This is a genomic window from Enterococcus sp. DIV1420a (genome assembly GCF_051712165.1).
Classification (GTDB): domain Bacteria; phylum Bacillota; class Bacilli; order Lactobacillales; family Enterococcaceae; genus Enterococcus; species Enterococcus faecalis.
Genome location: NZ_JBIOOI010000001.1, coordinates 2,010,830 through 2,030,352, shown reverse-complemented (window position 1 = coordinate 2,030,352; position 19,523 = coordinate 2,010,830). Strand labels below are relative to the sequence as shown.

Sequence of the window (19,523 nt, the reverse complement as noted above, 5' to 3'; positions counted from 1 at the left end):
TTCTTAGTCTTCCCGTGGTTTTCTTGGTGGACGTGTTCCCCAGTATTGGAATAAATCTGTTCGTAAGGCTCCGTTGTAAAGCTTCCGTTTTTTAGTAGCTTTGGCACCATAATATTCTTCAAAAGCAAGATCACTCGTCAGTATATACTTGCTCCAAGTAGTTAACGGACGGAAAACATGGCCCATTTCTTTATACAAACGACGAACACTTTCCTCTTCTCCTAAACGCTCACCATAAGGCGGGTTAGCTACCATTACACCATATTCCTTCTCGGTTGTAAAATCTTTTAATGCCAATTGTTTAAAGGTAATTGAATCACCTAAACCAACTTCCTCAGCATTCGCTCGTGCGACTTCAATCATTCGCCCATCAACATCTGAACCACAGATATCTAATTCAACATCGTAGTCTGCCTTTGCCTCGGCTTCGTTACGTACTTTTTCAAAAATCGCTGGATCAACCCAATCCCATGTTTCACAAGCGAAACTACGATTAAAGCCAGGGGCAATGTTATGGCCAATTAATGCTGCTTCAATACAAATTGTTCCAGAACCACAAACTGGATCATAAAAAGGACGATCTTTGCGCCAATTGGTCAACATCACTAAAGCAGCTGCCATGTTTTCCTTAAGAGGTGCGCCCCCCTTTTCAATGCGATAGCCTCGTTTAAATAAACTTGGTCCAGTCGTGTCCAACGTCAACGTCACTTTATCTTTTAGCAGAGCCACTTCTAATTTAAACAAAGCTCCTGTTTCGGTTAAAGGCACCGTCGCTGGACGATGGTAAACTTCTCTTAAACGGTTAACAATGGCTTTTTTGGTGATGGCTTGGCAATCAGGAACACTATACAATTTTGACTTAATTGATTTACCTGCAACTGGAAATTCTGCATCTAAAGGCAAATAATCTTCCCAAGGAAGTGCTTTAACTTTTTCAAATAATTCATCAAAACTATAGGCGTTGAATTCGCCAACGATGATTTTAATCCGATCTGCTGTTCGTAGCCATAAATTGGCCGTGGCAATTGTTTCAACAGTGCCTTCAAAGACGGCCCGGCCATTTTCTACTTCACAGGGAATCCCTAAATCACGCAATTCTTTTCCAACTAATGCTTCTAAGCCACTAGCAGCCGTTGCAACAAGTTTGAATGTTTTTTCTTTCGTCATAAAAACTCCTTCTTGACTCTTTTTTATTGTCTGGAGCTAACAGTCCTGCCGACTACTGCTCCGCTTGTTTTTTATAATTGTCCGCTTTCTCTGAACTAAACGGTCCTGTCCCGGCCTCTTTAGAACAGACAGCTTACTACTTTTATCTCAGTTTCTTTATTTTAACATTTTTTTATTCTTTTCGTAAAAAAAGCCTTCACAACTACGTTGGAAGGTCTTCCTGAATTACTTGTAATTTTCTATAAGCCATGTTCTGTATCACCAATTCTTCAGGAAAAATTGGTGACGGTCATCATCTATCTGCAGAGTAAACTCTGCCTCTTCTACTCGTTCATTTCCTTTAGAAGAGCGCCCCTACCATTGTTTGGGTTGCTCGCTCGAGGGGTTTACCGCGTTCCACCGATGGAGTTTCCCACATCGCTTCGTCACTGTGGCACTTTCAAGGATACTTTGACATAGTCGAAACCTTAGTCATTTTTCCTGCCGTTACTCTAAAAGAGTACCTTAGCTTATGATTTCGCTAAGCACGAACACTACAAGCATCTCAGCTTGTGCGAGCATGGACTTTCCTCAGCTTGCAAAAGCAAACCGCGATCACCCGAAAATTACAAATCTGTTTAAACGAACAGCAAAAATTTATACACTAAAACAAGTGTCCGCTATTCTAACAAATGCTTTTTGTTCCTCGTGAAAACTTGACTTAAATTGTCTTGTTAAAATTGACGTGTTTGTGCATTATCAACATCATGGTTCGCTGGTTCTGCAGTCATTGACGGTGCGGAAGGCGTTACAGGTGTTGAAGGTGTTTCATCTAACTTTTTACCAAAAACTTCACGCTCTAAGTTTGATAAACGTTTTAAAATATCAAAGTTGGTCACTGCTGCACTTTTTGGTACTTCTTGAGCAACACGAGGCGTTGGTTGGGCTTTTGATAATTGGTCTAATTTTGCCATTAAGCGGCTGTTTTCTTCTTGCAAGCTTAATAATTCTTTATTATAAGCTTCGTAGTCTTTAATAACATTGTCTAAAAATTCGTCTACTTCAATTGGGTCATACCCGTTCATCATTTTCGTTTTAAATTCTTTTTGTAAAATGTCTTTAGGACTATATACTAAATTTGCCATGTTTACACCTCATTTGTTTATTTACGATAGAAAATTTCATAGTTCCACAAATACTATTGTAACGAAAAATAGCTAGAAAATCAAACAGATTCTCTAATCAATCACCGAGTTTTGTAAATCATCCATTGTAATTAAGCGAATATCATAGGGTTCTCGTTCCGAAAAATGTTGTGCATCCTTTAAAAAATACTCCGTTTTGCCAGGGTACTCTTTGTCATAAATAAGTAAGCTGCCCCCAGAATGTTCCAAAAGAAATTTTGTATGCATTTTTAATTGTGCTGGCGATTGATAGGGCTGGTGACTTACTGAGTTGATATAATCAGCCAAACTTTCCGCTTTCGTTAACAGTTCTCGATTTTGTTCATTCCAATTATTGCCAAAGTCTTTAAATGGATAAAGCAAACCTAGCTGAACTTCTGGATATTCCATTTTTAATTCCCCAACTACTTCAGCTGTCCAAAGTTCAACACCTAAATTGCCAGAAATCAAAATCCATTCTACTCCCGCTTCAATATAACTGGCTAACTCTTTTTTTAAGACATTTTTAATAACTGTGATTTTCGGGTCTTTTCCTTGAAATATCCCCAATTCAAAGCTGCGATAACCGGTGACATAGAGGGTTTTTATCATTTCCATAAGTCATCCCTTTTCTTTCAGGTCTTTTTTTTGGTATAATACAGGCTAGGAGTGTGATAAACGTGACGTTCCATTATCCTAACGGAATACCTTATAATCATCATGAAGCACAATCACCAAAAAAACAAGTAAAAAAGAAACGCCCCGTTGAATTTGGTAATCGTGGGATGGATTTCGAAGAAGCGATCAATCAAAGCAATCAATATTATCTATTGAATAAGCAAGCAGTCGTTCATAAGAAACCCACTCCTGTTCAAATTGTTAAAGTAGATTATCCCAAACGAAGTGCGGCTGTTATTAAGGAGGCCTACTTTAGACAAGCTTCAACGACTGATTATAACGGTGTATATCAAGGCCGTTACATAGATTTTGAAGCGAAAGAAACGAAAAATACCACGTCCTTTCCCTTTAAAAATTTTCATCAACATCAAATTGATCATATGGAACAATGTATAGCACAACAAGGGATTTGTTTTGTGCTATTATGGTTTTCAAGCTTAAAACGCTGCTTCTTTTTTAGTGGTGAAAATCTAATAACGCATTGGAAAAACCAAGCAGTTACTGGAAAAAAATCTATGCCGCTTGCACTCATCGAGAAAGAAGGAATTGAATTATCTTTTGGAATCGCACCGCGAATCCCTTATCTCGACGCAGTGGAACAATATATTCAGACACACTAGATTCATAAAGTTTTGAAAGTATAACAAAGGAGTTGCTATTTATGCCAACCGCAAATTCAGGCTCGCGAGCTGCTAGACATGCATCCAACACCTCATCGAAGTCGAGTTACAAGAAAAAGACACAACCGCCGAAAAAGAAAAAACGGCTTGTTTTAAAAATCTTTCTTGGCTTACTTATCGCTGGGATGGTCGCTTTTTTAGCAGGCGTTGGTCTTTTTTGGTTCTATGCACGACAAGCCCCAAAATTAGAAGATGACAAACTGAATGCGACAGTTTCATCGAAGCTTTACGATATTAATAATGAAATTTTTGAGGATTTAGGCGCAGAAAAGCGTGAATTAATTCAACCAAATGATGTGCCTCAATTATTAAAAGATGCCATTGTTTCTGTCGAGGACCGTCGTTTCTATAAACACATTGGTGTGGATCCGATTCGGATTATCGGTTCTGCCCTTTCAAATGTCAAAAATGGTGGATTACAAGGCGGAAGTACCTTAACCCAACAATTAATTAAATTGTCCTACTTCTCTACAAAAGAATCTGACCAAACCTTGAAACGGAAAGCACAAGAAGCATGGATGGCTGTTCGTTTAGAACGTGAAAAATCAAAAGAAGAAATTTTAACTTACTACATTAACAAAGTCTACATGGCGAATGGTTTTTATGGAATGGAAACAGCGGCTGAAAATTATTATGGTAAACATTTATCTGAACTTGATTTACCACAAACGGCCCTACTGGCAGGAATGCCACAAGCGCCAAACTCATACGATCCCTATACAAAGCCAGATACTGCTAAAGAACGCCGGGATGTTGTACTCTACACAATGTACGACAATAAAAAAATCTCGAAAGCAGAGTACGAAAAAGCTAAAGCTACCCCAATCGATGAAGGCTTAGTGCCATTAAAAGCCAGTGATGACAATCGAAAAGTCGTAGATAATTATGTCAAAGAAGTAATCAATGAAGTGAAAGCAAAAACTGGTAAAAATGTTTACACAGACGGACTAGATATCTACACAAACTTAGATATGAATGCCCAAAAACAACTTTACGATATTGTCAACAGTGATCAATACGTTGCGTTTCCAGATGGTAAAATGCAAGTGGCTTCAACCGTTATTGATGTTGCCTCTGGACAAGTCCGAGCACAGATTGGTGGTCGTCACATTCCTGATGATGTGCAATTAGGAAACAATTTAGCTGTTAACACCCAACGTGATGTTGGTTCAACCGTGAAACCAATCATGGATTATGGTCCCGCAATTGAGAATTTAAATTATTCGACAGGTCGCCTCATGGTGGATAAACCAACGAAATATCCTGGTACCGACATTGATGTCTTCAACTCTGATTTAACATACCAAGGCGTCATTACTATGCGCCGTGCGATTATGGGTTCTCGTAACACCACCGCGGTCCAGACGTTTGATGAAGTTGGTAAAGAAAACATCATGCCTTTCATTAAAGGGCTAGGAATTGACTATAAAAACTTAGAAGCTTCGAATGCCATTTCAAGTAACACAAGCGATGTAGATGGCGATAAATATGGAATTTCCTCATTGAAATTAGCAGCAGCTTATGCGGCTTTCGCCAATAACGGGATTTATAACAAACCGTATTACGTAAACAAAGTCGTTTTCAATGATGGAACTAGCGTTGATTATCAACCTGATGGTAAACGTGCGATGAAAGACTCTACCGCCTATATGATGACGGATATGTTAAAAGATGTTTTAAACGGCGGAACAGGATTTAACGGCGCCATTCCAGGCTTAATCCAAGCGGCCAAAACAGGGACTTCTAACTATACTGATGAAGATTTAGCGCGAATGGGCACAACAGAAAAAGGAATTGCCCCGGATAGTACCTTTGTTGGTTATACAACACACTATGCCGTTTCTGTTTGGACTGGATACAATGATCGAAATACACCAATCTATCAAGAATACTATGGAATTGCCTCGGATGTTTATCGTGAAATAATGAGTTACTTGTCTCAAAATGTTTCAAACGATGACTGGGTGCAGCCAGACAGTGTTGTGCGTGTAGGTAATGAATTATACGTGAAAGATGCCTATGAGGTACCAAATGTACAAGTTTTACCAAGTACTACCTCTTCAGCACCACAGCCAGAATCTAGCAGTACGGTGGAATCCTCTTCCACAAAAGAAGCGGAAAGTTCATCAAGTTCTAGTTCAGAAAGTGCGCCTTCTTCCTCTGAAGCGCCACCATCAACCGAACAACCGGCAAGCTCTTCCTCAGCAGAGCAACCGGCAACATCGGAACAACCGCCTGAACCATCAAGTTCTAGTTCACAAGAACCGCCGCAACCACCTGAAAGTAGTTCTAAACCAGATGAAAATAAAGCAGCATAAAAAGTACGGGGCTGTAGTGCGCCCCCAAAGTTAGACCAAAAAATCTAACTTTGGAGGCGTATTTAAATTGGCAAAATACGATTATGCATTCAAGAAAAAAGTAGTAGAAGCTTACCAAAATGGCGCAGGAGGTTATCGAATACTAGCGAATCAATTTGATATTGCTTCACTTTCGACTGTTCGTAAATGGGTTAAAACAGTCGAGAAATTTGGATTTAACGCACTTCATCGAAGAGTAAATTACCAACATTACTCTTCCAAATTCAAGCGGGATGTCATACACTATTATTTAACGAGTGGTGACTCTTATCTGACTGTCGCATTGAAATATGGTCTGCCAAACGATACCTTAGTCTTGGCTTGGCACCAGAAATTTCTAGAAACAGGCATAGAAGGGCTTTCACCAAAACAGAAAGGAAGACCTTCTATGTCAAAGAAAAAGAAACCCGTTCAGGTGAAAAAAACACGAACACGTGAACAAGAATTAGAACATGAAAATGAACTATTGCGAGCGGAACTAGCCTTCATAAAAAAGCTCCGCGCTTTAGGAATGAATATCCCGGAACGACTCAAGAACGAGATGCCCGAATCATCCACGAACTCCGAAAAAAATTCCGATTAACAATCTTACTGGAAGCAACCAAATTTCCTAAAGCGACGTATATGTATTGGCAAAAGCGATTTGAGCGAAAAAATCCCAATCAAAAATTAGAAGCCCTGATTAAGAAAATTTTTGACGAAAACAAAGGAAACTATGGCTATCGCCGTATTCAATTAGCTTTAAAAGAACAAGGATTGAACGTAAACCAGAAAAAAATTCGTCGTCTTATGCGTAAACTTGGCCTAAAAGGGACAAAATTTATTCGTAAATCAAGAAAATATAATTCCTACAAAGGAACCGTTGGCTATGGCGAAAAAAACCGTCTACATCGTCGTTTCTACACTTCAGTACCCCATCAAAAGCTAACAACAGATACCTCTGAATTTAAGTATTATGAACGTGATCAAAGTGGAAAGATTCAAATAAAAAAACTCTATTTAGATCCTTTTCTTGATTTATTTAATGGTGAAATCTTGTCTTACCGTATTTCTAAACAGCCGAATGCCAAAGCAATTCTTGAGGCACAAAAAGAAGCCATTGATAAAACGCAAGATTGTCCATATCGGCGCACTTTTCATTCTGACCAAGGTTGGGGGTACCAAATGAAGCAGTACAAAAAGCAATTAACCAGTCACCAGATCTTTCAAAGTATGTCTCGAAAAGGCAATTGTTTTGATAATTCTCCTATGGAGAATTTCTTTGGTTTACTAAAACAAGAAACCTACCATGGCATTATTTATTCTAGTTTCGAAGAACTAGAACAAGCAATTGAGGAATGGATTGATTATTATAATCATCAACGAATAAAGACAAAACTAGGGTGCAGTCCCGTTCAATTCCGTAAACGGTTCGTCGCATAAAAATACCGACCAGATTTCTCCAGTCGGTATTCGGTCTAACTTTCGGGTCTCACTACAGGCTCACCATGAGCCCCGTACTTTTTTAGATTAAAAATGGACGAAGTGAACTGAATCACTTCGTCCATTTTTGCTTATTTACTTTCTTTATTTGCCAAAGCTGCACCAACAAATCCTTTGATTAAGCGTTGTGGGCGATTTGGACGAGAAATTAATTCTGGGTGGAATTGACAAGCCACAAAGAATTGTTTTTCAGGAATTTCAACAATCTCAACTAAACGATTATCTGGTGAAACTCCAGAGAAAACTAAGCCATTTTCTTCAAATAATTGACGATATTTGTTGTTAAATTCATAACGATGACGGTGACGTTCTTGGACAACATCTTCATTTCCGTATGCTGCCGCAGTTTTCGTTCCTTTTTTCAATTTACATGGATATAAACCTAAACGTAGTGTGCCACCTAAATTCTCGATGTTTTCTTGATCTGCCATTAAATCAATAATGTTATTTGTCACGTCAGGATTAGTTTCTGCAGAACCAGCATCTTCTAAGCCCACAACGTTACGACCAAATTCTACACAGGCCATTTGCATACCTAAACAAATACCAAGGAATGGTACGTCATTTTCGCGAGCAAAACGAATCGCTTCAATTTTTCCTTCAATTCCACGATCACCAAAACCACCAGGAACCAAAATACCATCTGCTGAACCAATTCTTTCAGCGACATTTTCAGCAGTTAATTCTTGTGAATCAACCCAATCAATTTCGATATCTGAATCAAAATCAAACCCAGCATGTTTTAATGCTTCTACAACAGAAATATAGGCATCTGGTAATTCAACATATTTACCAACCAGCGCAATTTTTGTTTTCTTTTTCAAGTTAAGAACTTTTTCTTCTAATGCACGCCACTCAGTCATGTCTGCAGCCGGTGCATCCAATTTTAAATGATCACAAACAATTTGATCCATGTTTTGTGCTTGAAGTGCTAATGGAATGGAGTATAACGTTTCAACATCACGAGATTCAATTACCGCTTCCGGATTAACATCACAGAATTGTGCTAATTTGTTTTTAGTGTTTTGAGAAACAGGTAATTCCGTACGGACCACTAAAATATTTGGTTGAATCCCTAAACTTCTTAATTCTTTGACACTATGTTGTGTTGGTTTAGTTTTCATTTCACCAGCCGCTTTTAAGTAAGGAATCAAGGTTGTATGGATGTACATTACGTTGTCACTACCCATATCAGCTTTCATTTGACGCAATGCTTCTAGGAAAGGTAATGATTCGATGTCGCCGACAGTACCACCTACTTCTGTGATAATCACATCGGCATCCGTCATTTTCGCTGCACGCATGATTTTTTCTTTGATTTCATTGGTAATGTGTGGAATAACTTGCACTGTTGCACCTAAGTATTCCCCTTTACGTTCTTTACGTAAGACTTCTGAATAAATTTTCCCAGTGGTTACGTTTGAGTATTTATTTAAGTTAATATCAATAAAACGTTCATAGTGACCTAAGTCCAAATCTGTTTCGGCACCATCATCTGTGACAAAAACCTCTCCATGTTGGTAAGGACTCATTGTCCCCGGATCCACATTAATATATGGATCGAATTTTTGAATCGTTACTTTTAATCCACGATTTTTTAATAATCGTCCTAAAGATGCTGCGACAATCCCTTTTCCGATAGAAGAAACCACGCCACCTGTAACAAAGATGTATTTTGTCATAATAGTTAAAAACCCTTTCTTTGATAATATTTTGTAGAGAGAAGTAAAACAACTTTGAGACTCTTACGTTTCTCCAAATAAAAAAGAAACAAAAATAGAAAAGCTCCCTATCCATTACGAATAGGGAGCTTGTAAGTTCGTTCAAACTTCTGACCTTCTTAAAGGTGCCCAAGTAGTATAATACAAGCAAACGGACATCAGGTCAAGTACTTCTATTCAAGAAAATAATTTTTTCTATTTTCTCATTTTTCTTGGGCATTCAACTAAAAAGCTTGACTCCTTCTTAGGAATCAAGCTTTTTGGTTTCTTACTCTTCAGAATATTCGTCATCAAAATCGTCTTCATCTTCAACATCATCGTCATCAATGATCGTTAAATCTTCTTCGATTTGCGGAATATCTTCTTCATCATCGTCTGAATCTGCACCAATCTCTTGTAAGTCAGAGTTGTATGCTTTGATTTCTTCATCTTCATCTTCTTCATCATCGTACAAGATGTCTTCTTCATCATCATTTGTTAATTCAGCATCTTCTGGATCGTCATCGTTATAGTCAATTACATCTTCATCGTTTGGATTAGTGATGAAGGCATTTACTTTTTTACGTTTTCTACGACGTGGTGCATCTTCTTCGTCTTCTTCCAAGCCATGTGTAACTTCTTCATCGATTGAATCGATTGGATACCATGAACGTAAGCCCCAACGATTGTCTCCCAATGAGATAAAGCTACCGTCGATGTTTAAATCTGTATAAAATTGTGCTAATTGGTCACGAATTTCACTATCAGACTTGCCAAGATAATTTTGGATTTGGTTAACTAAATCAGAAAAATCCATTACATCTGCATGTTGTTCTAAAATAGCGTGTGCTACTTCAATCATGGATAATTCTTTTTTGTTTAACCCTTCAAATACATTAATTTCCAAGAGGTACACGTCCTTTCACAGTCTACTCCTTATCATACAAAAACATTGAAAAAAAATCAATTCTATTCTGCAATATTTATGCAGTAAATTCTAATTCTAAATGATATTCTCCGATTCGCTCTGTTTGAGAGTATAAATCATAATCAACTAAAATCTTACCAGACATTGGTTGATCTTTTAAACTAACACGCAAATTATGTGTAAACGTACTAATCTGCAGCAAGCCATAAGGGGTTCGATAACTTGTATCTAATTTTTCCTGATAGCCAAATCTTAAACGCATCCGTAATTCGCCGGCACGAATCAGCTGAACATGCCCGTCTGGTTCAATTTTAATGGTTACGGGGGTTGGTTCTGTATCCTCTAATAATTCTTCTTTGTAACGAATGTATAATGTATCACCCATTTTTACTAATTGACCTTCTAAGTCAAAGAAAAAATCTTTTTGTTCGTTGCCTTGTTGGACAATCGTTTTTAGTTGAATCGATACAGGAACGCCTGTTGATAAATCCATAATGGTCACTCCTTTTCCAAAATATAACTTTCTTATTGTTGACTTTTTCAATGTATTTGTCAACTAAAGTCAATTTTTCCTTGTTTATGTACCTTTTCTTATTGTATAAGCTCTTTTCACGGGTTGCAAGCATTTGTTTCATCTATTTAATAAGAAAACCGTTTACTATTTTAGAGAATTCCTTCAGAATTCGTTTATATAACATGCTTTTTTGCGTTTTTTGTATATAATATAAGAGAGAGTAAGAAAATAAACGTATTAAATGACGTAATTATAAATAGACAGGACGTTTTTTATGAGCACAACTTTTCCCCTTCACACCGAATCATTTATGCTCCTTGATTCAGGTTGTTTAACAAACAGTGACTATTTTTTACCTTTTGCCTTGACCGATGTTTTAACTACTTTTTCAGGAATGCAGCACCAACCAATCATTCATTTCTGGCAATTGGATCAAGCAATGATTCTTGGCATGAAAGATACCCGTGTACCACATCTAAAAGAAGGCATCACTTCTCTGCAAGAAAACGATTATTCTGTAGTCGTTCGCAATGCCGGCGGTTTAGGGGTGATTGCCGATTCGGGTATTTTAAATGTTTCACTTATTTTACCAAATAATTCTGAACACAAATTAAGTATCGATGCGGCTTATGAATTAATGTGGGCTTGGCTCCGTCAGAGTTTTCCGGAGAAAGAGATTGACGCCTTTGAAATTACTACATCCTATTGTCCCGGTACTTATGATTTAAGTATTGGCGGTCAAAAGTTTGCTGGGATTGCCCAACGACGCGTCAAAGACGGTATTGCTGTCATGATTTACATCAGCGTTAACGGCAATCAACTTGCTCGTGGAGAAGTGGTTCGAGACTTTTACCTTGCTGGCTTACAAGAACAATTTGGTGAAAATGGCTATCCACCCGTTGATCCAACAGTGATGGCAAATTTAGAAACCCTGATAGAGACTCCATTAACAATAGACGCCGTAAAAACCCGTTTAATCGAAGCATTACCTCAACAATTTGAAAAATCTATTGATCCAAACTTAACCGAACTAATTATAACCTCAGAATGGTTTCAAACAAATTTAACTGTCCAGCTGGAAAAAATGGCGCAACGAAACGCCTTAATTAAAGGAGAGATCGTATGACGATTCCGTATAAAGAGCAACGATTACCAATCGAAAAAGTTTTCCGTGATCCCGTCCATAATTATATTCATGTCCAACATCAAGTGATTTTAGACCTTATTAATTCTGCTGAAGTGCAACGATTACGTCGCATTAAGCAACTAGGTACTTCTTCTTTTACGTTTCACGGTGCCGAACATAGTCGTTTTTCCCATTCTTTGGGTGTTTACGAAATTACACGTCGGATTTGTGAGATTTTCCAACGTAACTACTCTGTGGAACGATTAGGTGAAAACGGCTGGAATGACGACGAGCGCCTGATTACACTTTGCGCAGCTTTATTACATGATGTCGGTCATGGTCCTTATTCACATACATTCGAGCATATTTTTGATACAAACCATGAAGCAATCACGGTCCAAATCATCACCTCACCAGAAACGGAAGTCTATCAAATTTTAAATCGTGTTTCGGCAGATTTTCCTGAAAAAGTCGCCAGCGTTATTACTAAACAATACCCAAATCCTCAAGTGGTGCAAATGATTTCTAGTCAAATTGATGCCGATCGCATGGACTATCTGTTACGTGATGCATACTTTACAGGGACGGAATACGGAACTTTCGATTTAACTAGAATTTTACGTGTGATTCGACCCTACAAAGGAGGCATTGCCTTTGCTATGAATGGGATGCATGCGGTGGAAGACTATATCGTTAGTCGTTACCAAATGTATGTCCAAGTCTATTTCCACCCTGTTTCTCGTGGGATGGAAGTGATTCTTGATCATTTATTGCATCGGGCGAAAGAATTATTTGAAAACCCTGAATTTGACTATGATTTACAAGCCTCTCTGCTTGTACCATTCTTTAAAGGGGACTTCACCTTACAAGAATATTTAAAATTGGATGATGGCGTCCTCTCTACGTACTTTACACAATGGATGGATGTGCCTGATTCAATTCTAGGTGATTTAGCCAAACGTTTCCTTATGCGTAAGCCTCTGAAGTCAGCCACCTTTACGAACGAAAAAGAGAGCGCAGCAACGATTGCTTATTTAAGGGAATTGATTGAAAAAGTTGGTTTCAACCCTAAATATTATACTGCCATTAATTCAAGCTATGATTTACCTTACGATTTTTATCGTCCAAATAAAGACCGTCATCGTACACAAATTGAATTGATGCAAAAAGATGGCTCATTAGTGGAATTGGCAACGGTCAGTCCCCTAGTTGCAGCACTTGCTGGTCAAAGTCAAGGAGATGAACGTTTCTATTTCCCTAAAGAAATGCTTGACCAAGGAAATAAAAAACATTACGATTTATTTGATGAGACGTATCGTGAGTTTTCAAGTTACATTCATAATGGTGCGTTAGTTTTAAAAAAATAGGTTTTCTAGGAGGATTCTATGTCAATTAAGTTAGTTGCTATTGATATCGACGGAACATTGCTAAATTCACAACACAAGATTACCCCACGAGTCAAAGAAGCGCTCCAAAAAGCAAATGATCAAGGTGTTCGTATTGTTTTATGTACAGGCCGTCCTTTGCCAGGCGTGAAAGAACAATTGGATGAATTAGCCTTATATGGTGAAAATGATTTCGTGATTACCTACAACGGTTCGCTTGTCCAAGCAACCAAAGATAATACGATTATTTCACGCTATACCTTGAGTTATGAGGATTTTTTAGAAATTGAAATGTATTCTCGTAAAGTCGGCGCTCACTTGCACACAATTGATGATTCCGCTATTTACACTGCCAATCGCAATATTGGTAAATATACGATTCACGAAGCATCTTTAGTGAACATGCCTTTGAAATATCGTACGGTGGATGAAATGACACCAGAGATGAACATTATTAAAATGATGATGATTGATGAGCCAGAAGTTTTAGATCCTGCCATTGCAAAATTACCATTACATTTTACCGAAAAATATACGACTGTTAAAAGTACGCCTTTTTACTATGAAATCATGAATAAAAATGCTAGCAAAGGCAATGCTCTAGCAAAATTGGCAGACCATTTAGGCTTAAATAAAGACGAAGTGATGGCCATTGGTGACAATGAAAATGACTTATCCATGATTGATTACGCTGGGATTGGTGTTGCGATGGGCAATGCGACAGAAAATGTTAAAACAATTGCCGATGTGCATACCACTAGTAATGACGAAGATGGTGTCGCTCAAATTATTGAAAAAATGGTTTTAATTTAAACATTCTTTTCAATAACAATAACCCTCAATCTAATCAACATAGATTGAGGGTTATTCGTTATTTTATGATGCTGCCGCTAGCCATTTTTCAACGGCCCAGCGGTGGCTTCCTCTTTTTAATAAACGGACTGCTTCTTCTGGTGCAACCCAGTGTAAAGTATTGGTCCTTTCTAAGGGTTCGCTAAGTTGCCGCCAAGTATTCGCTACATAAAAATATCCAGGATTATAATAGGCAGTTTGGCGATGGTTCGAATAAAAATATTCATCAGCTTCCCCTAAATAACGGCCAATTTCTACACTAATTCCTAATTCTTCTAGCACTTCTCGATGGATCGCTTCTTCTTTCGTTTCGGTGCCTTCAATTTCGCCTCCTGGTAAAAAATAAGCTCCATTTGGCGCTTGTACCAGAACCATTGTGTTATTTTCTGGCTTTGAAACAATAATGTATGCAGCATATCTTGTTTGATAGGTCAATGTCTCTTCTCTTTTTCCAAACGTTGGCGTTTTCATTGGCGCACCTCTTCTCTTTTCATCTATTTTACCTGAGAAATTCCTTTAGAACAAGTCAGAAACCAAGCGTTTTTCTCTACATTTCACGTTTATCTATGCTACTATTAACGTTGGAAATATAATTAAGTTTGAAAGGGAGTTTTTAACTATGAAAATGGCTCATACATGTGTGCGTGTAAAAGATTTAGAGGCATCATTAGATTTCTATCAAAAAGCCTTCAATTTTGAAGAAAGTCGCCGTCGTGATTTTCCAGAAAATAAATTTACTTTGGTTTATCTAACTTTACCAGGAGACGACTACGAACTAGAACTAACTTATAATTATGATCATGAAGCATACGATTTAGGAAACGGTTATGGTCATATCGCCATCAGTACAGATGATTTAGAAGGATTACACGAAAAACATCAAGCGGCTGGCTTAACTGTTACTGACTTAAAAGGCTTACCTGGAACTGCACCATCTTATTACTTTGTTGTCGACCCAGATGGTTATAAAATCGAAGTCATTCGTGAACGTTAAAAAGTTTCACTTGTTCACTTACTGAGCTTTTTGTGTTTGAGAGCTGTCCGAGACAAAACTTGTCTCGACTTCTTCTCAAACACTTTTTTCAAAAAAAGTGCTACAATAGAACGTATGAATTTATTGAGGATGTGATGTTATTATGACAAAAAAAATTATTGGAATCGCTGGCAATCAACTTTTGCAGGCAGCTGAAGTGTTTCACGGTAACCAAGTGACTTACACCCCACAAGGTTTTGTTAGCGCTGTTCAAGCCGCAGGTGGCGTTCCTCTCGTTTTGCCAATTGGCCCCAAAGAATTAGCCGCTACGTATATACAACAAATTGATAAACTACTTTTAGCAGGCGGTCAAGATGTTGCCCCTGAATTTTACGGACAAGAACCCCATATAAAATTAGAAGAAACGAATCGTGATCGTGACGAGTTTGAGTTAGCCCTAATTGAAGAAGCCTTAAAACAAAACAAACCTATTTTTGCGGTTTGCCGTGGAATGCAATTAGTCAATGTTGCTTTAGGTGGCACATTATATCAAGATTTATCGATGTATCCTCAATGGTCAGTTAAGCACGGACAACAACCCACTCAACCAATCTTTGCGACGCATCGTATTGATGTTGAACCAGACAGTCAATTATCAAACATATATGGTACAACTGGTCAAGTCAACTCGTACCATCACCAAGCACTACATACTTTAGGAAAAGATTTACGCGTTACTGCTTGGTCCTCTGATGGCCTTGCAGAAGCAGTGGAATCAACAAATGAACAGCAGCCTTTATTAGCTGTTCAATGGCATCCTGAACTAATGTACGCACGTGATGCCAAATCCCAAGCACTCTTTAACTACTTTGTTCAAAAATTATAGTAAAAACGGAGGGACGTCTTTCGCCCCTCCGTTTTTACTTGCTATCATACTTAAAAATCAAAATTATCTGGATCTGCACCAAAACGATGATCCTTATTTAACTGATTAATTGCGGTTATTTCTTCTGGTGTTAATTCAAAATCAAAGACAGCAAAATTTTCCTGAATTCTTTTTTCGTGAACAGATTTAGGAATCACGATAATATCATTTTGTAAGTGCCAACGAATAATCACTTGGGCCGCTGATTTACCATATTTTTCACCAATTTTCACTAGTACTGGTTCAGATAATAAATTACCTTGTCCTAGAGGAGACCAAGCCTCCACGGCAATCTTATTTTCGGCTAAATATTTTCGTAGCGGTTCTTGTGTTAACGTAGGATGTAATTCAATTTGATCCACCATTGGCACAACATTTGCTTCTGTTAATAAATCTTCCAAATGATGTTGATGAAAATTGGAAACGCCAATTGCTTTGGCACGACCACTTGCGTAAATTTCTTCTAATGCTTTCCATGATTCTTTATATTTACCAGCAACAGGCCAGTGAATTAAATATAAATCAACATAGTCTAGCCCTAATTTTTCTAAGCTTTTATCAAACGCTTTAATCGCATTTTCATAGCCTTGATCTTCATTCCATAATTTCGTCGTCACGAAAATTTCTTCGCGGGGAATACCCGATTGACGAATGCCTTCGCCCACCCCTACTTCGTTTTTATAAACGGCTGCCGTATCAATCAAGCGATAACCCGCTTCTAAAGCCCATTTTACTGAATTTGTTGCTTCTGAGCCATCTTCTACACGCCAAACACCTAAACCTAGGCGTGGCATTTCATTGCCGTTTGCTAATTTTTTTGTTTTATCCAAAGTCATGTGTTTCTTCAGTCCCTTCATTTTCATTACTTTTAGTATACTACGCATTCTTCTTTCACGAAACAATCACGACTTGTCAGGTCATTTTCTTTATTTTTAATAAGTAACGACGCCAATAAGTCAGCACTCCGATTAGTGCCACAACTACAATTGTTCGACCGCTAACGCTTCCAATCCACAGTTTAACTGCAAGTAACCAGATACAAAAGAGATAAACACAGGACCAATTAAAGGAAACTTTCAATGTACATGATTCCGCAATTTCGATTATCTGACTACTAAAAAAACGACTCCCTAATCGTAAAGCGACTGGATTATGGAAGATAAATGTTCGTCGCTTGTCAGCCGTCAAGCGAGTAGCACATCGCTCATCAATAAAAATTGTTACAGGTAATTTAGAAAGTAAATCATTTTTTGCCCATTCAATTGAAACTTTCACGCAGCACTCACAACCTTTAACAAAATTATAAAATATATTATTTATTTACAAAATTATAACATTCCTAAAAAAACATGTTAAGTCTTTAAAAAAACTTTCTATTTTCTTCCCCTTTCGCCGAGAGATTTAGTATACTAAAAGAAGAAATTTTAGAGAAAGTTGGATTTTTATGTTGATACTTGGTTTAGCCAGTACTGAAACAGTCGATTCTTCTGCTCCTGATTTAGCAGAAGCGACCGTAAAAAAAGTGAGCGCGCTACAACGCTTTTGGAACAATATTAATTGGGATGCCATTGTCGCTACCTTAATTGAAAAAAGTTTATCAATTTTATTTTTAATTTTTCTATTTTTTATTATTCAGCGAATCGGGAAATATTTAATTGATCGCACCTATGCAAATTATAGTAAAAAGCAACATTTTAGTGAAAGCCGTTTAAAAACGTTACACACTTTAATCATTAATGCATTTCAATATACGCTGTTCTTTTTCTTCATCTATTCTCTTTTGACCATTGTCGGTGTGCCTGTTGGCTCATTATTAGCTGGAGCGGGAATTGCCGGTGTTGCCATTGGTTTAGGGGCTCAAGGATTCATGAATGACTTAATTACCGGATTTTTCATTATTTTAGAACAACAAATGGATGTAGGTGATTATATTCGCTTATTGGCGTTAAATATTGAAGGAACTGTTACTTCTGTCGGATTACGAACCACTCAAATTAAAGCAGTTGATGGAACTGTTCATTTTATTCCAAACCGAAACATCACCACAATCAGTAACCTGTCTCGTGCCAATATGCAAGTGTTAATTGATGTCCGCATCAATCCTGAAGAAGGTTATGAAAAAATTTGTGAAGTGATTACAGAAGTCAATGAAACGTTAAAAGAAAAGTATATCGAAAGTATTCAAACTGGGCCAGATATTTTTGGTATGGTCGATTTAGGCAATGGCAACTTTGCGGTGCGAACGACCATGTATGTACTAAACGGCAAACAATTTGCGGTCAAAGAAGAATTTCTAGCCCAATATATCAAAGCATTAACAGAGGCCGGCTTTACGATTCCCAATACGCCCATTATTGCAAAATAAAAAACAGCCACCAGATATTTATTAGTTATCTGGTGGCTGTTTTTCTAATTGTCCAATGATTTTAAAAACCCACTAACTGCCTCCACTCCAAACAATAACGCCTCTTCGTTGGGTTCAAACTTAGCAGAATGAAGGCTGTAGGGACTTGCCACGCCTAACCAAAACATCGTGCCTGGGACTTTAGACAATAGATAGCCAAAATCTTCACCTGTCATTGCAACCGGTGCTTGTTGAAATTGAACTGTTGCTTGTTTGCTTATATATTCAATAAAATTCGTGGTACATGCGGGCTCATTCACTACAGGTAAATACCCTTTCTGATCAAGATGAACAGTTACTTCACATTGAAAAGATTGCGCAATACCTTCACTAATTTCGCGAATTCTTCGCTGCGTTTGTTCATTCGTTTCTGCTGTCAATGTGCGAATTGTACCAGATAAAGTTGCTTCTTCGGCAATCACATTGCAGGCAGTCCCTGCATGAAAAGTCCCAAAAGTAACGACTGCCCCAACCACAGGATCAACATTTCGACTAACGATCGTTTGCGCTTGCTGAATTAAATTGGTGGCCGCCAAGACCATATCATTTGCTTGATGTGGAAAAGCCGCATGTCCACCTTTCCCTTTTAAGGTAATGTTCACTTCACAAGTGGCAGCAAACAATGTCCCTACTCTGGTACTAATAGTTCCGACTGGCAAATCAGGATTAACATGAAGCGCATAAAATTCATCAGGTAACCACTCACCAAACGCGTGGTCTTCATACATCAACATCCCCCCTGCTTCATTTTCTTCAGCAGGTTGAAATAAAAATAAAAAGTTATTGTCCGGTTGCTGTTGACTTAATTCTTTCAAAACCCCTAAACCGATTGTCATGTGAAAATCGTGCCCACAGGCATGCATAAACCCTGGTCGTTTTGATTGAAAAGCAGAAACCACTTCCTCTTGAATAGGCAAACCATCAATATCAGCACGCCAGCCGATGGTTTTCTGAGGATTTTTGCCTTCTATGAAGACTAAAATCCCCGTTTGCCATGTTCGAACTTGCAGATAAGGTTGCTTCATTTTATCAATTTCATTAAGTAAAAAGGCTTGTGTTTCCTTTTCTTCTAAACCGATTTCAGGTATTTGATGTAGTTGCCGTCTAATCGCAATTAATTCTTCTTGCTCCACAAAAGCCACTCCTTCATTTTTTGGGTAATCGAAAGCCGCCATGAAGAAGTTTCTTCATCGCGACTGACTAATTTATT

General features: G+C 37.9%; 19 protein-coding genes and 1 other RNA gene. 9 read left to right on the top strand and 11 right to left on the bottom strand.

Going from position 1 to position 19,523, the window contains the following annotated elements; genetic code table 11:
* Positions 1-3: 3 nt before the first annotated feature.
* The 4 genes from IGI80_RS10180 to IGI80_RS10165 form a co-directional block, all read right to left on the bottom strand.
* On the bottom strand, positions 4-1,167 hold the full coding sequence (locus tag IGI80_RS10180; RefSeq protein ID WP_202567839.1) for a THUMP domain-containing protein: 1,164 nt from the start codon (positions 1,165-1,167) through the stop codon (positions 4-6).
* Between the two features lie 237 nt (positions 1,168-1,404).
* An RNA gene (gene rnpB / locus IGI80_RS10175) (RNase P RNA component class B) lies at positions 1,405-1,773 on the bottom strand.
* 107 nt (positions 1,774-1,880) lie between these two features.
* Positions 1,881-2,291, bottom strand: coding sequence for a cell division regulator GpsB (gpsB, locus tag IGI80_RS10170; protein WP_002357990.1), 411 nt, complete (start codon positions 2,289-2,291; stop codon positions 1,881-1,883).
* 93 nt (positions 2,292-2,384) lie between these two features.
* Positions 2,385-2,927: a DUF1273 domain-containing protein gene (locus IGI80_RS10165; protein WP_002363720.1), complete on the bottom strand. Its 543-nt coding sequence runs from the start codon at positions 2,925-2,927 to the stop codon at positions 2,385-2,387.
* 62 nt (positions 2,928-2,989) lie between these two features.
* On the opposite strand from IGI80_RS10165, the gene recU reads away from it, so the two are divergent.
* The 3 genes from recU (at position 2,990) to IGI80_RS10150 (ending at position 7,446) form a co-directional block, all read left to right on the top strand.
* On the top strand, positions 2,990-3,607 hold the full coding sequence (recU, locus tag IGI80_RS10160) for a Holliday junction resolvase RecU (RefSeq protein ID WP_002388848.1): 618 nt from the start codon (positions 2,990-2,992) through the stop codon (positions 3,605-3,607).
* 41 nt (positions 3,608-3,648) lie between these two features.
* On the top strand, positions 3,649-5,985 hold the full coding sequence (locus tag IGI80_RS10155) for a PBP1A family penicillin-binding protein (protein ID WP_438723353.1): 2,337 nt from the start codon (positions 3,649-3,651) through the stop codon (positions 5,983-5,985).
* A 67-nt stretch (positions 5,986-6,052) separates the two neighbouring features.
* A protein-coding gene (locus IGI80_RS10150; RefSeq protein WP_251846742.1) for an IS3 family transposase occupies positions 6,053-7,446 on the top strand; the annotation gives its coding sequence in 2 pieces (ribosomal slippage) (positions 6,053-6,593 and positions 6,593-7,446; 1,395 coding nt in all).
* 131 nt (positions 7,447-7,577) lie between these two features.
* On the opposite strand, the gene IGI80_RS10145 is transcribed toward IGI80_RS10150, so the two are convergent.
* From IGI80_RS10145 to IGI80_RS10135, 3 genes are all read right to left on the bottom strand, one after another.
* Positions 7,578-9,188: a CTP synthase gene (locus IGI80_RS10145; RefSeq protein WP_002357995.1), complete on the bottom strand. Its 1,611-nt coding sequence runs from the start codon at positions 9,186-9,188 to the stop codon at positions 7,578-7,580.
* 307 nt (positions 9,189-9,495) lie between these two features.
* Positions 9,496-10,113, bottom strand: a complete 618-nt coding sequence (rpoE, locus tag IGI80_RS10140; RefSeq protein WP_002357996.1) for a DNA-directed RNA polymerase subunit delta — start codon at positions 10,111-10,113, stop codon at positions 9,496-9,498.
* Between the two features lie 76 nt (positions 10,114-10,189).
* Positions 10,190-10,627, bottom strand: a complete 438-nt coding sequence (locus tag IGI80_RS10135) for a DUF1934 domain-containing protein (RefSeq protein ID WP_002382132.1) — start codon at positions 10,625-10,627, stop codon at positions 10,190-10,192.
* A 331-nt stretch (positions 10,628-10,958) separates the two neighbouring features.
* Here IGI80_RS10135 and IGI80_RS10130 point away from each other — a divergent pair, with 331 nt between their 5' ends.
* The 3 genes from IGI80_RS10130 to yidA are packed head-to-tail and all read left to right on the top strand — an operon-like array spanning position 10,959 to position 13,972.
* Positions 10,959-11,774: a lipoate--protein ligase family protein gene (locus IGI80_RS10130; RefSeq protein ID WP_002393438.1), complete on the top strand. Its 816-nt coding sequence runs from the start codon at positions 10,959-10,961 to the stop codon at positions 11,772-11,774.
* A complete protein-coding gene (locus IGI80_RS10125; protein WP_002357999.1) occupies positions 11,771-13,141 on the top strand; it encodes a dNTPase in 1,371 nt (456 codons plus the stop codon). Before IGI80_RS10130 ends, IGI80_RS10125 begins: the two co-directional genes overlap by 4 nt.
* 18 nt (positions 13,142-13,159) lie before the next feature.
* Entirely contained in the window at positions 13,160-13,972 is an 813-nt protein-coding gene (gene yidA / locus IGI80_RS10120; RefSeq protein WP_002361624.1) for a sugar-phosphatase, read from the top strand.
* A gap of 63 nt (positions 13,973-14,035) precedes the next feature.
* Here yidA and IGI80_RS10115 read toward each other — a convergent pair whose 3' ends face one another.
* The gene (locus tag IGI80_RS10115) at positions 14,036-14,482 is read right to left on the bottom strand and encodes an NUDIX hydrolase (RefSeq protein ID WP_002363716.1); all 447 of its coding nucleotides are present in this window, start codon (positions 14,480-14,482) and stop codon (positions 14,036-14,038) included.
* A gap of 148 nt (positions 14,483-14,630) precedes the next feature.
* Between IGI80_RS10115 and gloA the strand changes: the two genes are divergently transcribed.
* Both gloA and IGI80_RS10105 read left to right on the top strand, forming a co-directional pair.
* Positions 14,631-15,005, top strand: a complete 375-nt coding sequence (gloA, locus tag IGI80_RS10110) for a lactoylglutathione lyase (RefSeq protein ID WP_002358003.1) — start codon at positions 14,631-14,633, stop codon at positions 15,003-15,005.
* Between the two features lie 142 nt (positions 15,006-15,147).
* Entirely contained in the window at positions 15,148-15,870 is a 723-nt protein-coding gene (locus tag IGI80_RS10105) for a gamma-glutamyl-gamma-aminobutyrate hydrolase family protein (RefSeq protein ID WP_002358005.1), read from the top strand.
* Between the two features lie 50 nt (positions 15,871-15,920).
* On the opposite strand, the gene IGI80_RS10100 is transcribed toward IGI80_RS10105, so the two are convergent.
* Together IGI80_RS10100 and IGI80_RS10095 are read right to left on the bottom strand one after the other, a co-directional pair.
* Positions 15,921-16,793 carry an aldo/keto reductase gene (locus tag IGI80_RS10100; RefSeq protein WP_002393437.1) on the bottom strand — a complete coding sequence of 291 codons (873 nt, stop codon included), beginning with the start codon at positions 16,791-16,793 and terminating at the stop codon, positions 15,921-15,923.
* Between the two features lie 28 nt (positions 16,794-16,821).
* A complete protein-coding gene (locus IGI80_RS10095) occupies positions 16,822-17,184 on the bottom strand; it encodes a hypothetical protein (protein WP_002358008.1) in 363 nt (120 codons plus the stop codon).
* A gap of 169 nt (positions 17,185-17,353) precedes the next feature.
* Here IGI80_RS10095 and IGI80_RS10090 point away from each other — a divergent pair, with 169 nt between their 5' ends.
* Entirely contained in the window at positions 17,354-18,274 is a 921-nt protein-coding gene (locus tag IGI80_RS10090) for a mechanosensitive ion channel family protein (RefSeq protein WP_002382128.1), read from the top strand.
* Between the two features lie 44 nt (positions 18,275-18,318).
* On the opposite strand, the gene IGI80_RS10085 is transcribed toward IGI80_RS10090, so the two are convergent.
* Positions 18,319-19,488: an N-acetyldiaminopimelate deacetylase gene (locus IGI80_RS10085; RefSeq protein ID WP_002393436.1), complete on the bottom strand. Its 1,170-nt coding sequence runs from the start codon at positions 19,486-19,488 to the stop codon at positions 18,319-18,321.
* Positions 19,489-19,523 lie beyond the last annotated feature (35 nt).